The 20,026-nt window shown below is 45.9% G+C and carries 14 protein-coding genes; 9 read left to right on the top strand and 5 right to left on the bottom strand.

Annotated elements, in window-relative coordinates:
* Positions 1-2: 2 nt before the first annotated feature.
* On the bottom strand, positions 3-374 hold the full coding sequence (gene rbfA, locus NIAKO_RS28125; RefSeq protein ID WP_014221853.1) for a 30S ribosome-binding factor RbfA: 372 nt from the start codon (positions 372-374) through the stop codon (positions 3-5).
* 67 nt (positions 375-441) lie between these two features.
* On the opposite strand from rbfA, the gene NIAKO_RS28130 reads away from it, so the two are divergent.
* Together NIAKO_RS28130 and NIAKO_RS28135 are read left to right on the top strand one after the other, a co-directional pair.
* A complete protein-coding gene (locus NIAKO_RS28130; protein WP_014221854.1) occupies positions 442-2,271 on the top strand; it encodes an ABC transporter ATP-binding protein in 1,830 nt (609 codons plus the stop codon).
* Positions 2,272-2,452: 181 nt separating this feature from the next.
* Positions 2,453-4,567: a S9 family peptidase gene (locus tag NIAKO_RS28135; protein ID WP_014221856.1), complete on the top strand. Its 2,115-nt coding sequence runs from the start codon at positions 2,453-2,455 to the stop codon at positions 4,565-4,567.
* Between the two features lie 120 nt (positions 4,568-4,687).
* Here the strand turns inward: NIAKO_RS28135 and NIAKO_RS38250 are convergent, their stop codons facing one another.
* From NIAKO_RS38250 to hemH, 4 genes are all read right to left on the bottom strand, one after another.
* The gene (locus NIAKO_RS38250) at positions 4,688-5,581 is read right to left on the bottom strand and encodes a TraR/DksA family transcriptional regulator (RefSeq protein WP_014221857.1); all 894 of its coding nucleotides are present in this window, start codon (positions 5,579-5,581) and stop codon (positions 4,688-4,690) included.
* Between the two features lie 4 nt (positions 5,582-5,585).
* The gene (gene ileS, locus NIAKO_RS28145; protein WP_014221858.1) at positions 5,586-9,020 is read right to left on the bottom strand and encodes an isoleucine--tRNA ligase; all 3,435 of its coding nucleotides are present in this window, start codon (positions 9,018-9,020) and stop codon (positions 5,586-5,588) included.
* Between the two features lie 1,195 nt (positions 9,021-10,215).
* Complete coding sequence (locus tag NIAKO_RS28155) at positions 10,216-10,746, bottom strand: CopD family protein (RefSeq protein WP_014221859.1); 531 nt, start codon at positions 10,744-10,746, stop codon at positions 10,216-10,218.
* Between the two features lie 60 nt (positions 10,747-10,806).
* Positions 10,807-11,829, bottom strand: coding sequence for a ferrochelatase (gene hemH / locus NIAKO_RS28160; protein ID WP_014221860.1), 1,023 nt, complete (start codon positions 11,827-11,829; stop codon positions 10,807-10,809).
* Positions 11,830-12,577: 748 nt separating this feature from the next.
* Between hemH and hemA the strand changes: the two genes are divergently transcribed.
* From hemA to hemL, 7 genes are all read left to right on the top strand, one after another.
* A complete protein-coding gene (hemA, locus tag NIAKO_RS28165) occupies positions 12,578-13,816 on the top strand; it encodes a glutamyl-tRNA reductase (protein WP_014221861.1) in 1,239 nt (412 codons plus the stop codon).
* A 125-nt stretch (positions 13,817-13,941) separates the two neighbouring features.
* A complete protein-coding gene (hemC, locus tag NIAKO_RS28170) occupies positions 13,942-14,910 on the top strand; it encodes a hydroxymethylbilane synthase (protein ID WP_014221862.1) in 969 nt (322 codons plus the stop codon).
* Positions 14,900-15,601: a uroporphyrinogen-III synthase gene (locus NIAKO_RS28175; RefSeq protein WP_041347399.1), complete on the top strand. Its 702-nt coding sequence runs from the start codon at positions 14,900-14,902 to the stop codon at positions 15,599-15,601. Before hemC ends, NIAKO_RS28175 begins: the two co-directional genes overlap by 11 nt.
* Positions 15,602-15,615: 14 nt before the next feature.
* Positions 15,616-16,656 (top strand): uroporphyrinogen decarboxylase, encoded by a 1,041-nt coding sequence (gene hemE / locus NIAKO_RS28180; protein WP_014221864.1) that lies wholly within the window; start codon positions 15,616-15,618, stop codon positions 16,654-16,656.
* 55 nt (positions 16,657-16,711) lie between these two features.
* On the top strand, positions 16,712-17,674 hold the full coding sequence (gene hemF, locus NIAKO_RS28185) for an oxygen-dependent coproporphyrinogen oxidase (RefSeq protein WP_014221865.1): 963 nt from the start codon (positions 16,712-16,714) through the stop codon (positions 17,672-17,674).
* 29 nt (positions 17,675-17,703) lie between these two features.
* Positions 17,704-18,678 carry a porphobilinogen synthase gene (hemB, locus tag NIAKO_RS28190; RefSeq protein WP_014221866.1) on the top strand — a complete coding sequence of 325 codons (975 nt, stop codon included), beginning with the start codon at positions 17,704-17,706 and terminating at the stop codon, positions 18,676-18,678.
* A 58-nt stretch (positions 18,679-18,736) separates the two neighbouring features.
* Positions 18,737-20,023 (top strand): glutamate-1-semialdehyde 2,1-aminomutase, encoded by a 1,287-nt coding sequence (gene hemL, locus NIAKO_RS28195; RefSeq protein ID WP_014221867.1) that lies wholly within the window; start codon positions 18,737-18,739, stop codon positions 20,021-20,023.
* Positions 20,024-20,026: the final 3 nt, after the last annotated feature.

Genomic DNA, 20,026 nt, shown 5'->3' on the forward strand with positions numbered 1-20,026 from the left:
TTCTATTGTTTATTCTTATCGTCGTCTGGATTGATCTTCTTAAACAGTTCCTCCATTTTAAACACATGGTCCAGCGTATCGTCGATGAAGAACTTCAGTTCGGGCATGCGCCGTAACTGTTTGGCCACGCGGGCGGTAAGCTCTCTTTTTATTTCCCAGCTTCTTTCCTCGATCTTTTTCAGGGTGCTGTCGGCATCCTTTACCTGAAACAAACTCAGGTATACGCGGGCTTCCAGCAGGTCGGGCGTAAGCTTTACGGATGATATGGATACCATACCGCCATCGATCATCCCCAGCCCCAATCGCTGAAAAACTAAATTTAATTCTTCGTTTAATAAACTTCCCACCTGTTTTTGGCGTTTCCCTTCTTGCATTTCCTTAACGGTTTAATAGCCGTAAAATTAGTTACTTTGCACCGTTTACTCATTATTTAACTGATTCATGAAGCGATTTTCAAGGATTTTCTTTTACCTCCGGGACCAGAAGAGCAGGATTGTAGGGTACCTCGTTTTCAACCTGTTATCTATCATTTTCTCGCTGGTTTCGCTGGCAATGCTGGCACCTTTCTTAAAATTGTTATTTTCCAACGAGCCTCCGCTTAAAGTAAGGCCGCCCGTTGCCTGGAACTCCGAGGGGCTTATGAACCAGTTGAAATATGGATTATCATATCTCATCATTCATTACGGCTATACCCAGGCCCTGATCGCCATCTGTGTTTCCATCCTCATATCCATATTATTAAAAAACCTTTTCTTATACCTTGGTTTCCGCATGCTTATTCCGCTGCGTAACCGCATAATGACCAACTTCCGGGAAGACCTGTACAACAAGATCCTGGTACTGCCCGTAAGCTATTTTACCGATCAGCGCAAAGGCGATATAATGTCGCGCATGAGCAACGACATGAACGAGATAGAATGGAGTATTGTTGGCGCCCTGGAAGGATTGATAAAAGATCCCCTGAACATTATTATAGTACTGGCTTCATTGATCTTCTTAAGTCCCGGGTTGTCCCTGGTAATGCTGGTATTGTTACCTGTTGCCGGGTTTATCCTGGGCAAGGTGAGCAAGAGCCTGAAAAGACAATCAGGCGAGGCGCAGGAAGAACAGGGACTGATGTTAAGTATTCTCGATGAAACCCTGGGTGGCCTGCGGGTGGTAAAAGCCTTCAACGCAGAACAACTGATGCGTGACCGCTTTTTTGGCACCAACCACCGGCTGAACAAACTGCGCATCCAAATGGCATTCAAACGCGACCTGGCCTCTCCCATGTCGGAATTCCTGGGCGTAATGATCTTTTGCTGTATCCTGCTTATTGGCGGGTACATGGTATTTAACAAGGGAGTGTTTGGGGTAAACCTGGCGCCTGAAGCCTTCATTACCTACCTTTCTTTGTTTTACCAGATCATTCAACCCGCAAAATCACTCTCCCAGGGATTTTATAACATGCGCCGGGGCGCTGCCGCCATAGACCGGGTTGAAGAGGTATTAACCGCACCGGTGACCGTGAAGGAAGCTGAAAATCCCCGCCAACTGCAGACCTTCGGCAGCAAGATCGAATTCAAAAATGTAACCTTCAAATACGACGACATCACCATTCTTGATAACATTAACCTTACTATTGAAAAGGGTAAAACGGTTGCCTTTGTAGGTTCATCCGGCGCCGGTAAGAGTACCCTGGCCGACCTGGTACCGCGTTTTCATGATGCCACTACCGGTGAGCTGTTGATAGATGGCGTTAGCATTAAGGAATACTCATTGCTGTCGTTGCGCGATCAAATGGGTATTGTAACCCAGGAGCCCATCCTGTTCAACGATACCATTGCCGCCAACATTTCCCTGGGCAATCCTGTTGCCAATATTGCTGAAATTGAGCAGGCTGCCCGTGTGGCCAATGCCCACGATTTCATCATGAAAAAAGAAGAGAACTATCAAACCAATATAGGTGACCGCGGCAGTAAACTAAGTGGTGGCGAACGCCAGCGCCTTACCATTGCCCGGGCCGTTTTAAAAAACCCGCCCATACTTATTCTCGACGAAGCCACTTCCTCATTGGATACGGAAAGCGAGCGCCTGGTTCAGGATGCCATCAATAAAATGATGGAAAACCGTACGAGCATCGTGATCGCTCACCGGTTAAGCACCATCCGCCACGCCGATGAGATAATCGTATTGCAAAAGGGTAAGATTGTAGAACGGGGTACGCACGATACGTTAATTGGCATGAATGGTTTTTATAGGAAATTAGTTGATATGCAGGAAGTTAAATAAGTCAGGTTCCAAGTTCCAGGTTATAGGGATTTCTTAATACATGTTTTCCCTGCAACTTGCACCCTGTAACCTGTAACAGCCGTTTCTTCCCTACCATCAAATAATTAAACCATTTAGCCATGTTAATGCTGTCAAGTTATCTAAATAGCTAATTTTCGAGTCAAATATTTAAACATACTACATGAAAAGGGCTGCTATTAAGGGCAGGCTATTGCCATGCCTGCTACTGATTGCTTATTCTACCCATGCTCAAAAGCAGAATTACAACTTCGATCAGATTTTCAAGAACGGTGAAACCAACGTTGCTAAACAGTTACCCATGGTAAAAGGCTGGGCAGATGATACACATTATCTGCTTACCCAAAAGGAGGCCGACGGCCATACTTCCACCTCCATGGTTGATGTAAAAACCGGGAAAGCAGTTCCCTATCCCGATATGGATATGAGCCAGCTGCAACCTTCTACCAGCATTTCCGGCGGCGTGAACATTACCTTCTCCCCCGATAAAAAATGGGCAGCCTACACAAAAAAAGATAATAACCTGTACTTATACAATGTAGCTGCCAGCAGAGAAACCCAACTGACCACCGATGGTTCTTCAACCATTTTAAATGGTTACTCCAGCTGGGTATACTATGAGGAGATCCTGGGCCGTGCTACAAAGTACAAAGCTTTCTGGTGGAGCGACGACAGCAAACACCTTTGCTTTATGCACTTCGATGAATCGCAGGTACCGGTATTCCCCATTTATGTAATAGATGGCCAGCATGGTTACCTCGAAAATACCCGCTATCCCAAAGCCGGTGATAAAAACCCCGAGGTTAAGATCGGTATAGCTTCCGTTGAAACCAACGCCACCGTTTGGGCCGACTTCAATGCCCAGGACGATCAATACTTCGGCGCGCCCTCCTGGTCGCCCGACGGACAGTTATGGGTTCAATGGATGAACCGCAAACAAAACAACCTGAAGTTCTATAGCATCAACCTTACGGATGGCAGTAAGAAAGAGGTATACGATGAAAAGCAATCTACCTGGATCGATCTGGATGAAAGTGAACGCATCACCTTTTTGCCTGCCGGTAAAGGTTGTATTGTAAAAAGCGATCGCGATGGCTGGGAAAACCTGTATTACTACGATAATAACGGCCAGTTAAAGAACCCCATCACTACCGGTAATTTCTGGGGAACCAGTATTATCAAGATAGACAGCAAAACGAACGTGGTTTACTTCAAAGCCCGTAAAGAAAACTCCGCCCGTTTTGATTTTTACAAAGCCGGGTTAGATGGCAAAGGCCTTACCCGCCTTAGTTTTGGCGATTACAGCCACGACCTGATTAGCGTATCGCCCAACGGCAGTTACTTTATTACCGGTTATTCAAACCTGAACACGCCACCAGCCCTGGCCCTGGTTGATGCAAAAGGCAAGGTAATAAGAGAAGTAGCCAGCAGCAAAGGAAGCAGTTTCAATGATTATAACCTGCCTAAAAGCGAACTGAAATATGTGACCTCTACCGATGGCGCATTTGAGCTGCCTGTACTGATCACCTACCCCATCAATTTCGATCCTGCTAAAAAATACCCCGTGCTCATCAGCATTTATGGCGGACCAAATGCCGGTACCGTATACGATCGCTGGCGCCCAACCGGTTCACCTGCCCAATGGTTTGCACAGGAAGGCATGATACAGGTTGCGTTTGATAACCGCAGCAGCGGTCATTTTGGGAAGAAGGGTTTAAACTATATCTTCCGCCAGTTAGGTAAATATGAAATCGAAGATTTTATGGCCTGTGGCCGATGGTTAAAACGCCAGCCCTGGGTTGACAGCAACAAGCTGTGCATCACCGGCGGCAGTTTTGGAGGTTACATGACCTGCATGGCCCTTACTTATGGCGCCGATGTATTCCCGTACGGCATTGCCAACTCTTCGGTAACCGACTGGCAGTTTTATGATACGCATTATACTGAGCGTTTTATGAATACGCCCCAGGACAACCCCGAAGGCTATAAAAACACGTCGGTAATGACGTACGCCAATAAATACAAAGGGTTGTTGCGCATTGTACATGGCAGCTCAGACGACAATGTGCATATGCAGAACAGCATGGTGTTCATTAATAAGCTGGAGGATATGAAAAAGCATTTTGAGTTTATGATGTATCCCGGCGAACGGCATGGAATTATGGGAGCCAAGGGCGTTCACAACCGCTATGAAGCTTATAAGTTCTATTATCAGTATTTGCTGGAGAAGCCAATGCCGGACGCATTCTGGGCGCCGGACAGCTCAAAAGGGTTCTAAACTAGAATAAATAGAAAGCCCTGACCGTACGGTCAGGGCTTTTTAATTATAATACGTTATTGGCATGAAACCGTCATTCCACCTACAAGCAGAATGATAACCAACCGATTAGGCAGACGACTATTTATTCATCATTTGCTTGGCCTCGATACTCAGCGTTGCGTGTGGCACCGCGCGTAACCTGGCTTTATCGATGAGCTTACCGGTAACCCGGCAAATGCCGTAAGTTTTGTTCTCGATGCGCATGAGAGCTTTCTCCAGGTGATCAATGTAATTGATCTGTCGGCTCGCCATTTGGGCCAACTGTTCCCTTTCCATACTCATACTGCCATCTTCCATGGTCATGTAGCGATTTTCGTTTTCATCGCCACCCATTTCATCTTTGCGGGTTATTAAACCCTGTAAATAAGTAAGTTCTTTTTTAGCCTGCTCTGCTTTTTTCAAGATCAGGTCTTTGAACTCGCTCAGTTCGGCATCACTATATCTCATGGTTGGTCCTGTTTGAATGTTTTCTGGTTGATCTAATACTGATTTTGTGAATTCCGGTTCGTATCGACGCGATGTTTTTGTCTTTATCTCCGGAATCACCACTTTTACCGGTTTTGGGGGCTCCGGTTTTTTGGGTGGCGGAGGTGGAATAACCGGTTCCGGTTTTTTAACTTCCACCTTTACTTCCGGCTTTTCGACCTTAACAGGAGCCTCCACTGTCTTTTTTATCTCTTTAATTTCTTTTATCTCAACGGGTTTGGCAACTGGCTTGGCCGTAGTTGTTGCCGAAGAGGATGGTTTTGCATGTGCCTTGGCAGCTACCTGGTGGTGAGCAACGGCCGGGTGTTTAACCGGCGCCTTCTTTTCAACAGGTGGTTTAACTGCCTTTTTTGCAGCAGGCTTAACATCTTTTTTAGCAACTACTTTTTTCGCAGCAGGTTTGGTTGCCCCGATGGCCGGACGGGCCGGTTTTTTTGGGGCAATCGTTTTTTTTGCTGGCTTGGCCGCCTTTTTCTTGGTTGCCATACTTTTACGCTTTTTTTGTAACGAACACTTTTATTGGAATATCGTTCACTTCAATTTCGGTGCCATCTGGTAATTCAGGTACTAGTTCAAGTTTGTCTGCCAAAATTTCCGCACAAATATAGCTATTAAATTGGGCGATCGATTGGTTCAACTCCTGGTGTTCGGTTACTTTTACCAGTATTCGATCAGTGAGTTCAAAACCACTGTCTTTGCGGATTTTCTGGATACGGTTGACTAATTCGCGGGCATTTCCTTCGCTAACCAGTTCTGGGGTAACGGTTACATCCAAAGCCACGGTGAGAGCATCTTTATTGGCCACCATCCACCCGGGGATATCTTCACTGGTGATCTCTACTTCATTAGTCTGTAATATTAAGGGTTCGTTGTCAATTTGCAATGAAATTGTGCCATCTTTTTCCAATTTGGCTATGTCTTCCTGCATAAATTCGGCTAATGCTGCTGCTACTGCTTTCATTTTGCCGCCCAACTTCTTACCCAGTACCGTATAATTAGGCTTTATCTTCTTTTTAATAAAGCCGTTATCTTCAGTCAGATACTCAATTTCCTTTACATTTACCTCGCTTTTCAGCAGGTCTTCCACCAGTTCTATCTGGTTTTTCATGTGTTTGTTCAACACAGGGATCAGGACCTTCTGCAAAGGCTGACGCACCTTGATATTCACTCTCTTACGCAATGATAATACCAGGGAGGAGCTATCCTGCGCCAACTGCATACGTTCTTCCAGGGAAGTATCCACGGCAGCGGGGTTACTAACGGGGAAATCGGCATGGTGAACCGATTCTACCTTATGCATGCCGGTTACTGCGTTCAGGTTCTGGAACAATGCATCGCTGAAGAAGGGCGAAATGGGCGCCATCAGCTTCAACACGGTTTCCAGGCACTCGTACAGGGTTTGGTAAGCGCTTATTTTATCCTGTTCATACTCCCCCTTCCAGAACCGGCGACGGCATAACCGCACATACCAGTTGCTAAGGTGCTCATCCATAAACTCTTCTATAACCCTACCGGCCTGAGTAGGCTCGTAATCGTCCATATACTCCGTTACCTTTTTTATCAGGGTATTCAGGGAGGAAAGTATCCAGCGGTCGATCTCCGGCCGTTGCTCCAGTGGTATATAGTCTTCTTTAAAAGAAAATCCATCTACATTGGCATACAGCGCAAAGAACTGGTAAGTATTATATAAAGTGCCGAAGAATTTACGCTGTACTTCCTTGATGCCTTCCAGGTCGAATTTCATGTTCTCCCAGGGCGAAGCATTGGTAATGAGGTACCAGCGGGTGGCATCGGCGCCAAATTGTTCAATAGTCTTAAACGGATCAACCACATTGCCCAGGCGCTTGCTCATTTTGTTTCCGTTCTTATCCAGTACCAGCCCGTTGGATACGCAGGTTTGATAAGCAACAGAATCAAATAACAGACCAGCTATGGTATGCAGGGTATAGAACCAGCCACGCGTTTGGTCAACCCCTTCGGCTATAAAGGAAGCCGGGAAGTTTTTGCTGAATGGCTCTTTGAAAGGCATGGGGTCACCGGCTTTCAGCTTTTCATGATCGAGGCCCCATTGTGCATACGGCATGGCGCCGCTATCGAACCAAACGTCAATAAGATCGGGCACGCGTTTCATGGGTTTGCCCGAATCGCTTACCAGCACAATCTCATCTACATAAGGTTTATGCAAATCGAGCTCGTTCATGAGGCGGGCATTATTGGTACCCAATGCTTTATCGGCTTTGGCGGCTTCTTCTTTTAACTGCGGAACCGAACCGATGCATTTTTCCTCGTTGCCATCTTCGGTTTTCCAGATAGGTAAAGCGGTACCCCAGAAACGGCTGCGGCTCAGGTTCCAGTCAACCATATTTTCGAGCCAGTTACCAAAACGGCCTTCACCGGTTGATTTTGGCTTCCAGTTAATGGTTTTGTTCAGGGCTACCAGCCTGTCTTTCAGGGCGGTTGTTTTTATAAACCAGGCATCTAACGGATAGTATAACACCGGTTTATCTGTACGCCAGCAGTGGGGATAATTATGCTCATATTTCTCCACCTTAAAGGCGCGGTTTTCTTTTTTCAATTTCACGCTGATGTCAACGTTCACATCTACATAATCTTTCTCGTCTTTATAGTTCTTTACGTACCGGTTGCTGAACTCGCCCAGCCCTTCAACGAATTTGCCGGTGCGGTCAACGAGCACCAGTTTTTCCAGTTTACCGTATTTATTTACTCCGCTAAAGCCGCCAATGTTATACTTAGCCCCCACCCTAAAGTCATCGGCGCCAAAATCAGGCGCGGTGTGTACGATACCGGTACCATCTTCAGTGGTTACGAAATCACCCAACAAAACCCGGAAAGGTTTGGCATCGGGGTTCAGTGCGGTGATCGACTGCAGCGAGTTGGCTTCAAACGGCAATAATTGTTCGTATTGGCAACCTTCTATTTGTGCACCCTTGAATTCGGTCAAAATTCTCCAGGGCAAGGCCCCCTCCCGGCCTCCCCCGGTGGGGGAGGAGTTCTTCTCCTGATATGCCTCAAAGTTTCCATTCTCGGCTTCGGGTTTAAAGTATTTACCAAGCAGGTCTTTGGCCAGCACCACGTTAACCGGTAAATGGGTATATGGATTAAAGGTTTGCACCAATACATAGGTGATGCGCCCACCTACCGTTAAGCCCAGGTTCGATGGCAGCGTCCAGGGAGTGGTCGTCCACGCCATAAAGAAAACCTCTTTGTTTGAATCCCTGATGGCATCAAACAGGAAAGCCGATTTTTCGTCCCTGATGGCTTTGAACATGGCCACGGCGCTGGTATCTTTTACATTTCTGTAGCAACCAGGCTGGTTCAGTTCATGCGAGCTAAGGCCGGTACCGGCAGCGGGCGAATAAGGCTGAATGCTCACGCTCTCATACAACAAGCCCTTTTCGTACATTTTGCTCAGCAGGTACCAAAGAGTTTCTATGTAATTGTTCTCGAAGGTGATATAGGGATCGTTCAGGTCAACCCAATACCCCATTTTCTTGGTGATGTCGTCCCATTTATCTTTATACCGCATAACCGCCTCGCGGCATTTGCGGTTGTATTCTTCAACAGTAATTTTTTTACCAATGTCTTCTTTGGTGATTCCCAGTTCTTTTTCTACCCCCAGCTCAATTGGCAGGCCATGGGTATCCCAGCCGGCTTTGCGGCTAACCTGAAAGCCACGCATGGTTTTGTAGCGGCAAACCAGGTCTTTTAACGTGCGGCTGATAACGTGGTGAATTCCGGGCATTCCGTTGGCGCTGGGCGGACCCTCATAAAAAACAAAGGAAGGGGCGTTGTTACGCAACGACACACTTTTCTCAAATGCCTGATTTTCATTCCATTTAGCCAACATTTCCTGTTCTATAACAGGCAAATTCAATTTCTGAAACTCTCTGTAGTTAACTGCCATATATTTCAGGGTAAATCTGTTTAAACACTGTTGTTACAGGCCAGGGAAAAATACCGTAGATTCCGCAGCCCCAAAAAGTGTGCAAAGTTACAGAAAAAGTTGGCGGTTCCAGTTTCCGTCGCCAGTTCAAGGTTCAAGGTTCCTGGTTCAAAGTTTTTCGTTTTAAGCTCTTTGCTCCAGTTCTAAGTTTCACCACTATGCACCATAGTATAACAGATAATGTACTGCTTTTGATTAAAAGCTTGCAAAGTGGGAACCGGCAAACCCCGACAGGTCGGGGCAGGCTGGCAGACGGCAAACGGCAAACATGGTTCGCGAATTTGTGATTAATAAACGATCTTGCGCCGCGGCATTTTCTTCACCTTTCACCTTTCACCTTTCACCTTTCACCTTTCACCTTTCACCTTTCACCTTTCGCCTTTCGCCTTTCACCTTTCACCTTTCGCCTTTCGCCTTTCGCCTTTCGCCTTTCGCCTTTCACCTTTCACCTTTCGCCTTTCACCTTTCGCCTTTCGCCTTTCGCACTGGGACTCACACGCATACACTTTCGTTGTTTCAACATAATTTATACTATCACCAAAATGTATGTTTTACCACTAATTTTTTTATTCATAATTCTTAAGAAAACGAGCGGTTTTGCGGTTATAATTATACCGTGCCCAATGGCTATACACTTATTTGGGTAATGCGGAGTTGTTTGAAAGATTTTTAATGGAGCATGCGATTTTATGCTGGGTTTATCCACAAAAATCACGTTTGGCATAATTTATGGAACTATTTAGGTGCTCTTTACAAGAATGAAAAATGTTGAAAATAATAGCGAAGTAAAATGTGTGATTGAGTGATTTTTGGTACGATATTTTCTAAGTATTAAGTCCTTAACACAAACGCTCTTAACAACGATTACTGTTTACCTCATTATATGAAAAACCTTTTCTACGGTTTAGGGTTTAGGGGTTAAAAAGGGGAGTAGTCCTGCTCCCCTTTCCTTTAAAATTCTAAAACAAAGGAAAGGTTTTTTCTTTTTTACACCTTTTTTGTAATCCGTTACCTTCCCGTTTTTAATCTCTGGTTATGCCTGTGGAAAACCATTCAGGCAATTGTGCAGTGCCTACGAACGCAACCCGTTTTCGGGAAGTAAAGACATTTGTGACCCTTTAGTAAAACCTCCTCGGGAGGTTTTTTTATTGCCTCATCACTTCTTCTTCATCCTGATATTCTTGTAGATCTTTATCGCACTCATTAACACTACTACAAAACCAATCAGTCCAACCAGTCCCCACACCACACTCATGTTTTGTTTTACTGTAGCCAACATCACAATGGCAATCAAAAAGATGGTTGCTACTTCATTCCAGATGCGCAGCTTCTGTGAGCTGTATTTAAATACCCCATTCATTTGCTGTTTGTAAATAGCATGCAGTGTAAAATGGTAGGCATATAACCCCAGTACAAAAAAAAGTTTTATCAATAACCATCCAGGTAATGCTCCCAATTGCCACCACATAAGCGGCCCAAATATCAGGGTGAGTACAGCCGATGGCCAGGTTATACCCAACCAAAGGCGTTCGATCATGATGGAGAAATGCTTACGAAGAATACTTTTTTCAGGCTCGTCTTTTTCGCCAGCTTCTGTGTTATACACAAACAGCCGAACAATATAAAACATGCCACTGAACCAGGTTACAATAAATACAATGTGGAGTGCTTTGATGTAGTTATACATAAGGATAATGTGCTAATGGGATAATGTGCTGCCTTCACTTCAACATTCAACATTCGATATTCAATATTCCCTAACCCAACCTGCTAACGCCTTCACCCACATCGGATGCACATTCAAACAGGGGATCAACGTAAACGATTCGCCACCAGCCTGCATAAATGATTCCTTGCCCTGGATGGCAATCTCTTCAACTGTTTCCAGGCAATCGCTTACAAAAGCCGGACAAACTATTAATAATTTTTTTATGCCTTCCCCCGGTAATTCAGTCAGGCGTTGTGCTGTATAGGGTTTCAGCCATTCGTCTCTGCCTAACCGTGATTGAAATGCATAGCTGTATTTCTGAGCGGGAATGTTAAGCATCTCCGCCACTTTTTTGGTAGTGACCAGAATTTGATGCCGGTAACAAAATTTATGCGCCTCATTGCTCACATTACAGCAATCGGCCGCTTTTAAACAATGGGTTCCGGAAGGATCTGTTTTTTGAACATGCCGTTCGGGAATGCCGTGGTAACTAAATATAATCTGATCGTAAGGTTGCTGCAGGTAAGGCTTAATGCTGTCTGCCAATGCTTCGAGGAACAAAGCATTATCGTAAAAAGGCGGAATGATGGTGAGCTTGAAAGAATACTTTCCTTTTTTATGTGCTTCCTTTGCATATTCCACAGCCGTTTCATAACTGCTCATGGCATAATGCGGATATAAAGGCACTAACACTACTTCTTCAAGCCCAGGTTCTTTTTCCAACAGCTCATCATAAGCGGTCCAGGGCGCCGGAGCGCCATAACGCATGGCCAGGGCTACCGGTTCGGTAACCTGTTTTTGCAAGGCCTCCTGCAATTGTTTGCTTATCACCATCAGCGGCGAGCCTTCTTTAGTCCAGATAGTTGAATAGGCATGGGCCGATTTGGGTGCGCGAAAAGGAACAATAATACCCTTCACCAATAATAAGCGCTTCAGGTAGGGCATATCGATCACGCGCTCATCCATCAAAAATTCATTCAAATACCTGCGTACATCTTTTACCCGGGTTGAATCGGGCGACCCCAGGTTCATTAAAACGATACCTCTTTTTGTTGTTGCCATAATAATTGAGTGCAAAAGTAATCAGGTTAACAACTTAAAAATCAAATTTATTCCGAACGGCATGGCCAGTTAGCCCCGCCAGTGGCAGTTTTTACCACCGCATGACATAGTAATCTTACCTGCATTGCACCTCATTGATACCTTTATTCCTCTTAAATAGGTCCTCTTTGCTTCCCCGGCCCCCGGAGCTGAAGAGAGGTGGAACCGGGGTAGTTCCGGGGACCCAAAGAGGTAAATCAGAGGTTATTCCGAGGTGATTCCGTAGTGAATCCGAGGTGATTCCGGGGTAAAAGTTGGGTAAAACTGTCAACCATGACAGAAATCGAACAGTTCATCACATCGTTTTCCACGGACGGTCACAAATAAAATGACAATCCCGGGGAAAAAAAACCAACCGTCACATCCAACCCAAAAGCCCGTCACATCATACCGGAGATACTGTCACATAGTTAGAAAACCGGTGATTGCTTTGTGGTACCTTTGTCTTTCAGTGCTCCCAAAGCCCCGTCCCTACTGGAAAATTCAGTTCTTTGACATCAGGCACGGTTCCAACCAAACAAACATTCGCAAAAGCCCTCACCCATTCACCGAAAATCCCAACAGGGTCCGGACAAGCTATCAATGAATTTCCTCATATGCGCAGATGATGATAATCAGACAGTAAAATGACAGTGTAATGACAGACATATTAGGACATTGACGAGTCCGAAAGTATTTTTGCACTGTCACTTTTCAGAATTCAGTATTCATGCACGGAAACAGTACCAAGGATATTACAAAGTTTTTCATAGCCGGGATCAATTACAAAAAGTCCGATGCTGCGATCAGAGGCCAATTTGCAGTGAGTAATGATCAATACGCTACCCTACTTTCCAAAGCCCCCGAATTTGGTTTGCATGAGTTATTTGTTTTAAGCACCTGTAACCGTACCGAAATTTATGGTTTTGCAGAAAGTGCCGATCAACTGATTAACCTCCTGTGCACCCAAACCGAAGGAAACGCTTCCACTTTCACCCAATTAGCATACGTAAAAAAAGGACTGGCGGCCATCGAGCACCTTTTCTCTGTTGCCGCCGGTATCGACTCCCAGATTTTGGGTGACTACGAAATTGTAGGTCAGATAAAACAGGCAGTGAAATTCAGCAAGGAACATGGTTATACCGAAACCTTTATGGAACGCCTGGTAAACTGTGTGCTGCAATCTTCAAAAGCCATCAAGAACCAAACCAACCTCAGTGGTGGTACCGTTTCGGTTTCCTTTGCTGCGGTTCAGTACATCCGGGAAAAAATTGCCGACATCTCCAACAAAAAGATCCTGTTACTGGGTGTTGGCAAAATTGGCCGCAATACCTGCAAAAACCTGGTCGATTACCTGGATGCCGACCACATTACCCTTATAAATCGCTCCCCCGATAAAGCCGTTCAACTGGCAGAAGAGCTGAGCCTGCATCATGCTCCGATCTCAGACCTGGCCGAAAAAATAGAAACCTCCGACATCATTCTGGTTGCTACCAATTCGGTAGAACCTACCATAAAGAAATCGCACCTGGAAGGCAAGGGCGAAAAATTCATCATCGACCTGTCGGTTCCTTTTAATGTTGAAGAAGGCGCCCAGGAATTACCCAACGTTCACCTGGTGAATGTTGATGAGTTGTCGAAACTGAAAGACGAAACCCTGCAAATGCGGGAAGCTGAAGTACCAAAGGCTATGGCCATCATTCAGGAACACATCGATGAGTTCCTGGAGTGGTTTGAAATGCGCAAACATGTGCCGGTATTCAAAGCCGTTAAGACCAAACTGAAAGAGATCCAGACCTTTCCATCTTACATGCAACTTTCACCCGAAGTAACTGCAGTCCAAACTAAAAACGCCGACGAGAAAATACAGCGGGTAATAAATGGCATGGCTTCTAAAATGCGCCAGAACAACCAACGTGGCTGTTATTACATAGAAGCTATCAATGAGTTTATTGCACCGTCCAATTAAGGTAAAAGGCAGACGGCAAACAATGGTAGCCCGATAGTTTTGAGTTAAAAATTATCGGAGACTTTTCACGTTTCACGTTTGACGTTTCACGATGTATTAGCTTTGCAAAAATTGAACAAGCATTGATGAATAAAGTGATCCGCATTGGCACCAGGGAAAGTCAGCTTGCGGTATGGCAGGCTACACAAGTTCAAAACCTGCTTGCCCAACATGGCTTTGCCGCCGAACTGGTATATATTAAAAGTGAGGGGGATATTGATTTAAAGACCCCATTATACGAGATGGGCGTTCAGGGCATTTTTACCCGCAGCCTCGATATTGCCCTGCTTAACGACCGCATTGATATTGCCGTGCACTCCATGAAGGATGTGCCCACGCAATTACCCAAAGGCATCATTACAGCTTCCGTTTTAAAACGTGCTTCGTATAAAGACTTGCTTGTATATAAAATAGATGCTGAAGCCGGCAATCGACAATCGGCAACCGGCAATTTAAAAAACTCAGACTTCCCATTCACGACTGACGATTCACGATTGACGATCGCTACCAGCAGTATTCGCCGCAAGGCACAATGGCTGAACCGGTACCCGCACCACACCATCGACAACCTGCGCGGCAATGTAAATACCCGCTTAAAGAAACTGGCCGAGAGCCCCTGGAATGGCGCCATCTTTGCCGCGGCCGGACTGGAAAGAATTGGCTTACGTCCTGAACAGTCTGTTGAGCTGGATTGGATGCTGCCTGCACCCGCACAAGGCGCCATTGTGGTTGCCTGCCGCGAAAACTCCCCATACGTCTTTGAAGCCTGTCAGTTGTTCAACGATGAACCTACCGCCCTTTGCACCGCTATTGAAAGAGATTTTCTGCGTGCCTTACTCGGTGGTTGTTCTACCCCTATCAGCGCACTGGCAAACATCGTGAACGGTCAGGTCCATTTTGAAGGAAACATTCTGTCGTTAGACGGTAAAGAGAAAGCGACCATCGAAAAAACAACAGCTATCAATAACAGTAACAACCTGGGTACCATCGCCGCCAAAGAATTATTGGCGAATGGCGGCCAGGCAATCGCAGACCAGATCCGAAATGGCAAATAAGATCTCCATATTAAGCACAAGGCCTTTGGAAACGGCTTTGCTGGAAGCAGCCAAGGCAAAAGATGTTCAGATTGAAATCGTATCGTTTATTGACACCTCACCGGCACATTCAACCGGACTTAAAGATGAGGTTAGTAAAATAATAAAACAACCAACCGCCGTAGTGTTTACCAGCATGAATGCGGTAAGCAATGTAGCGGCTTATATAAATGGCGATAAACCCGACTGGAATATCTTCTGCATCGGGAATACCACCCGCCAGCTTGCAGCCCGGTATTTTGGCGAGCAGTCGATAAACATGGTTGGCAACAATGCTACTGACCTGGCTGAAAAAATGATTGCCAGTAAACAGATCAAACAGGTGGTATTTTTCTGTGGCGATCAGCGCCGGGAAGAACTGCCCGGCAAACTGCGGCAAAACGGAATAGCGGTACAGGAAGTGATCGTTTACCATACCATCAGCACGCCTCATAAAATAGATAAAGCGTATGATGGTATTTTGTTTTATAGCCCCAGCGCCGTGCAAAGTTTCTTTTACGCCAATGCCATCCCCGCATCAACCGTATTATTTGCAATAGGCCAAACAACGGCCGATGCCATAAAATCATTTACCGATAACCTGATTATTGAATCTGAACGGCCCGGTAAAGATGAACTGGTAAAGAAAATGTTTCTATTTTTTAAAAAGTAACACCACTACATATTATGCTGCAAAACGACCTGTTATTAAGAACACTGAAAGGAGAACAAGTTGAACGCCCACCGGTATGGATGATGCGCCAGGCTGGCCGGTATTTACCCGAGTATATGGTACTGCGTGAAAAGTATGGCTTCTTTGAACGTTGCCAAACACCCGAACTGGCTTGCGAGATCACCATTCAACCGGTAGATATTATTGGGGTAGATGCAGCCATCCTGTTTTCCGACATCCTGGTAGTACCACAGGCCATGGGTTTGGAAGTACAGTTGATAGAAAGCAAAGGCCCTTTGTTACCTGAGCCTATTAAAAATATCAACGACCTCAACCGCGTGCGCGTGGCTGATGTAGATGAAACGCTGAATTATGTGTTTGACGCCATCAAACTCATTAAAAAAGAATTGAATGGCCGCGTTCCTTTAATTGGTTTTGCCGGCGCTCCCTGGACGCTGCTGTGTTATATGGTACAGGGCAAGGGCTCCAAAACATTCGATGAAGCCAAGATCTTCTGCTATACACAGCCTGAAGCAGCGCACAAGTTATTACAGATGATCACCGATACTACCATTGCTTACCTAAAAGGCCAGGTGAAAGCAGGTGTAGATGTAGTACAGATCTTCGATAGCTGGGGTGGTTTGCTGAGCCCCGATGACTTTGAGAATTTCTCTTTAAAATACATTCGCCAGATCGTGGCTGCATTGAAAGACGAAGTGGCTACCATCATCTTTGCAAAAGGCGCCTTCGGCTCACTGAATGCCATGGCTGCTACCGGAGCACATGGCCTGGGTATCGACTGGTGTCTTACACCGGCGATGGCCCGCCAACTGGCAGGCCCCCATGTAACGCTGCAGGGTAACTTTGATCCCGCCAAATTGTTATCACCCATTCCGGTGATCCAGAAAGAGGTAAAGAAGATGTTGAACGATTTTGGCGGACAACGGCATATTGCCAACCTGGGTCATGGTATTTTACCCAATGTACCGGTTGACCATGCCAGGGCATTTGTTGATGCGGTAAAGCAGGCTGAACGCTCAACGCTTAACGCTTAACGCAAATTGTATTTGTTATAGATTACAGCTTGAGGCTATATTCATCTTTAACGATATGAACATAAAAGAAAACTGGATTAATTATATTCATGGGTTGCAAGACAGGATCTGCGCTGCCCTGGAGCAGGAGGATGGTAAGGCCACCTTTCAGGAAGACCAATGGCAACGTGCAGAAGGCGGTGGTGGTAAAACGCGGGTAATTGCCAACGGGAATGTGTTTGAAAAAGGAGGGGTAAACACTTCTGTTGTATTTGGCGAGGTAACCGATCCTATGCGCAAACAATTAAATATAAATGGACATCGCTGGTTTGCCTGCGGCCTGTCGCTGGTATTGCACCCCGTGAACCCATTTGTACCCACGGTTCATTGTAATTACCGGATGTTCGAAGTATACAATGATGACGATCTGAAAGTTTTCGCAGACCATACTATAATAGGCCGGGAAGCGGCCGAAGCAAGGGCTGCTGACCGTTGGTTTGGTGGTGGCACTGATCTTACGCCTTATTATTTGTTTGAGGAAGACGCCAGGCATTTTCACCAAACTTATAAGAACGCCTGCGATGCGTTTGATCCTGGCTTCTACCCTGCCTTTAAAAAGGAATGCGATAACTATTTTGTGAACTGGCATCGTAATAAAGAACGCCGGGGCATTGGCGGCATCTTTTATGATCACCAACGCCCATCAGCCGAAAAGGATACCAGCTTCTGGTTCAACTTTGGTAAAACCTGTGGCGACGCGTTCATTACCGCCTATTTACCGATTGTTCAGAAAAGAAAACAACTACCCTATACCGAACAACACAAACACTGGCAGGAGATCCGCCGCGGCCGGTATGTTGAGTTTAACCTGGTACACGACCGGGGCACGTTGTTTGGGTTGAAAACAAATGGCAGAACAGAAAGCATCTTAATGAGTCTGCCACCTACCGTACGCTTTGAATACAACTGTCAACCCCAACCGGGCAGTGAGGAAGATAAGCTATTACAAGCTTGTTTAAATCCGGTTGAGTGGGTATAACCAATCTCTAAATTTAGAAATTATCAGATATGTATTTACAACGTCGAAACCGCATACTACGTCAGTCGCCTGCGATCAGAAGCATGGTGGCTGAGACTATTTTAACACCGAATGATTTTATTGTACCCCTGTTCATCAATGAGGGCGAGCATTATAAAGAAGAGATCGCTTCCATGCCTGGCTATTACCGCATGAGCCTCGACAACACCATAAAGGAAGTAAAGGAACTGTGGAGCATGGGTATAAAAAGCGTGTTGCTGTTTGTTAAAAGTAAAGACGAACTGAAAGACAATAAAGGTACCGAAGCTTTAAACCCAAAAGGTTTGATGCAACGAAGTATAAGAGCGGTAAAAGATGCCTGTCCCGAAATGCTGGTGATGACCGATGTGGCCCTCGATCCATTCTCTTCATTTGGCCACGACGGTATTGTAGAAGGTGCTGAAATTGTAAACGATGCTACTGTTGAAGTGCTGGCGCAAATGAGCGTAAGTCATGCCCAGGCGGGTGCTGATTTTGTAGCACCCAGCGATATGATGGATGGCCGCATTGCCGCCATTCGCGAAGCACTGGAAGAACATGGATTGAATAAGACCGGCATCATGAGCTATAGCGCCAAGTACGCGTCCTGCTTTTATGGTCCTTTCCGCGATGCGCTGGACAGCGCTCCCGGTTTTGGCGATAAAAAAACCTACCAGATGGATTACAGCAATCGCATTGAAGCGGTTAAAGAAACCCTGATGGATGTAGAAGAAGGCGCAGATATCGTAATGGTAAAACCAGCCCTGGCTTACCTGGATATTATTCGTGAAGTGAAGAATGCAGTATCTGTACCTGTTAGCGCTTACAATATCAGTGGTGAATATGCCATGATAAAAGCGGCCGCCAAAATGGGCTGGATCGATGAGAACAAAGCCATACTGGAAACGCTTACTGCTATTAAAAGGGCCGGCGCTGATCTTATTGCTACGTACTTTGCCAAAGACGCGGTAAGACTAATTAGCTAATGTGCTGATCTGATAATGTGCTAATGGAATACACACAGCTCCAAAAGAACTCACGATTATGATAGAAAAAAGCATTGCATTATTCAACCGGGCGCAGCACAGCATTCCCGGTGGTGTAAACTCCCCCGTTCGGGCTTTTAAAAGCGTGGGCGGAACACCCATCTTTATGAAATCGGCCAAAGGCGCTTACCTGTTCGATGCCGATGGCAACCGTTATATCGACTATATCAATTCCTGGGGCCCCATGATCCTTGGTCATGCTTATGAACCTGTGGTAAAGGCCATCCAGGATTACGCACAATATTCTACTTCATTCGGCGCACCTACCGAACTGGAAATTGAAATGGCCGAGCTCATCATCAGCATGGTGCCCAATGTTGATCTTATTCGCATGGTTAGCAGTGGTACCGAAGCCTGTATGAGCGCCATCCGGCTGGCAAGAGGTTATACCGGCCGCAACAAGATCATCAAGTTTGAAGGTTGCTATCATGGTCATGCCGATTCATTCCTGGTAAAAGCAGGCAGTGGCGTGGCTACTTTCAATATTCAAACCGTGCCGGGTGTTACCGCTGGTGTAGCGAACGATACGCTTACCTGCGCCTATAACGATCTGGACGCCGTTAAACAACTGGTGACAGAACATCACAATGAGATTGCCGCTATCATTATTGAACCGGTAGCCGGTAACATGGGTTGTATTTTACCCCACGAAGGTTTTCTGGAAGGTCTGCGTTCTATTTGCGATCAGCAGGGCATTGTCTTCATCATGGATGAAGTAATGACCGGCTTCCGCCTGGCGCCCGGTGGCGCGCAGGAACGCCTGAAAGTAAAAGCCGACCTGGTTACCTATGGCAAGGTGATCGGTGGCGGCATGCCTGTAGGCGCTTTTGGTGGTAAGCGGGAGATCATGCAGCATATTTCGCCATTGGGTAATGTGTACCAGGCAGGCACCTTAAGCGGCAATCCGCTGGCGATGATCGCCGGCTACATGATGTTGAAAACGCTGAAAGAAAACCCTGCCATCTATAAACAACTGGATGAATCAACCAATTACCTGCGCAAGGGATTGAACGACGTGTTAAAAGCCAGTGGCACAGCGTATGTGATCAACCAGTTAGGTTCTATGATCAGCATCCATTTCAGCGAACATCCTATTGTTAATTTCTCTTCGGCAGCGGCCGCCAATAACGAGCTGTTCAAGAAATTCTTCCATGCCATGCTGAAACGCGGGGTGTATTTACCGCCTTCTGCTTTTGAAACCTGGTTCCTTTGCAGCGCGTTAACAAAAGAGGACCTGGACGTAACCATTCAAAAAGCAAAAGAAAGCCTGCAGGAGATATTATAAATT

It is taken from the genome of Niastella koreensis GR20-10, from assembly GCF_000246855.1.
GTDB classification, from domain to species: domain Bacteria; phylum Bacteroidota; class Bacteroidia; order Chitinophagales; family Chitinophagaceae; genus Niastella; species Niastella koreensis.

Bases quoted from the DNA above. Each gene is read 5' to 3' on its own strand.
- hemH (WP_014221860.1), bottom strand. From the start codon at position 11,829: ATGGCAACAACAAAAAGAGGTATCGTTTTAATGAACCTGGGGTCGCCC.
- ileS (WP_014221858.1), bottom strand. From the start codon at position 9,020: ATGGCAGTTAACTACAGAGAGTTTCAGAAATTGAATTTGCCTGTTATA.
- NIAKO_RS28175 (WP_041347399.1), top strand. From the start codon at position 14,900: ATGGCAAATAAGATCTCCATATTAAGCACAAGGCCTTTGGAAACGGCT.
- NIAKO_RS38250 (WP_014221857.1), bottom strand. From the start codon at position 5,581: ATGGCAACCAAGAAAAAGGCGGCCAAGCCAGCAAAAAAAACGATTGCC.
- hemE (WP_014221864.1), top strand. From the start codon at position 15,616: ATGCTGCAAAACGACCTGTTATTAAGAACACTGAAAGGAGAACAAGTT.
- NIAKO_RS28155 (WP_014221859.1), bottom strand. From the start codon at position 10,746: ATGTATAACTACATCAAAGCACTCCACATTGTATTTATTGTAACCTGG.
- rbfA (WP_014221853.1), bottom strand. From the start codon at position 374: ATGCAAGAAGGGAAACGCCAAAAACAGGTGGGAAGTTTATTAAACGAA.
- hemC (WP_014221862.1), top strand. From the start codon at position 13,942: ATGAATAAAGTGATCCGCATTGGCACCAGGGAAAGTCAGCTTGCGGTA.
- NIAKO_RS28135 (WP_014221856.1), top strand. From the start codon at position 2,453: ATGAAAAGGGCTGCTATTAAGGGCAGGCTATTGCCATGCCTGCTACTG.
- NIAKO_RS28130 (WP_014221854.1), top strand. From the start codon at position 442: ATGAAGCGATTTTCAAGGATTTTCTTTTACCTCCGGGACCAGAAGAGC.
- hemF (WP_014221865.1), top strand. From the start codon at position 16,712: ATGAACATAAAAGAAAACTGGATTAATTATATTCATGGGTTGCAAGAC.
- hemB (WP_014221866.1), top strand. From the start codon at position 17,704: ATGTATTTACAACGTCGAAACCGCATACTACGTCAGTCGCCTGCGATC.
- hemA (WP_014221861.1), top strand. From the start codon at position 12,578: ATGCACGGAAACAGTACCAAGGATATTACAAAGTTTTTCATAGCCGGG.
- hemL (WP_014221867.1), top strand. From the start codon at position 18,737: ATGATAGAAAAAAGCATTGCATTATTCAACCGGGCGCAGCACAGCATT.